Annotated in this window: 1 protein-coding gene; it reads left to right on the plus strand. The window is 39.3% G+C overall.

Translation table 11 applies throughout. The annotated features are described in order from the left end of the window. Positions 1-71: 71 nt before the first annotated feature. Positions 72-713 carry a cofactor assembly of complex C subunit B gene (locus tag QUA24_RS25435; protein ID WP_333233058.1) on the plus strand — a complete coding sequence of 214 codons (642 nt, stop codon included), beginning with the start codon at positions 72-74 and terminating at the stop codon, positions 711-713. The last annotated feature ends 146 nt before the right edge of the window (positions 714-859 follow it).

An 859-nucleotide genomic window follows, 5' to 3' on the forward strand; every position in this document is an offset into this window, starting at 1 on the left:
AATGACTAATGACTAATGACTAATGACTAATGACTAATGACTAATGACTAATGACTAATGACTAATGACTAATGACTAAATCTGATCCCAATAAAGTTTTGCGGCAATTGCCCTTAGCTGCAGGAGGGTTAGCAGGTACGCTGCTAATGGTAAATCGGTTGCTGACAGAGCAAATTACAGATTCTCAAGCTCGATCGGACGCTTTGGGAGTAATTATCAGCGCTTTGCTGATTTTAACAGGTTTGCTGTGGCAGCAGGTGCAAGCGCGATCGCCCGATTCCGTAAAACTTATCGGCGAAGAAGGTTTTGAATTTGCGCCGGATTTGCCGGATGCCGTGAAAATAGAATTAGCCTGGGCGTCGCGTTTGCTGTTGACAAATACCGCCACAAGGTCGATCGTCATTGTGTATCAGGGAAAAGTTTTATTGCGACGCGGTATTTTAGGCATCAATCCCGAAGTCAAACCAGGACCGATTTTGCAGCGAGTTCTCGACAAAAATAAACCAGTTTATTTAGTAAATCTCAATATTTATCCCGGCAAAATTGAATTTGACTATTTGCCAGAAAATACCCAAGGAGTCATCTGTCAACCTATCGGCAGCCAAGGCGTTTTAATCTTAGGTGCTAACGCGCCCCGCAGCTATACAAAACAAGATGAAAACTGGGTTGAAGGCATTGCCGACAAACTAGAAAATACCATCAATCGATTTTAGATTTTAGATTTTAGATTTTAGATTTTAGATTTTAGATTTTAGATTTTAGATTTTAGATTGTGGATTGTGGATTTTAGATTTTAGATTTTAGATTGTGGATTGTGGATTTTAGATTTTAGATTTTAGATTGTGGATTGTGGATTTTA

The organism is Microcoleus sp. Pol12B5 (genome assembly GCF_036701335.1).
Lineage (GTDB): Bacteria > Cyanobacteriota > Cyanobacteriia > Cyanobacteriales > Microcoleaceae > Microcoleus.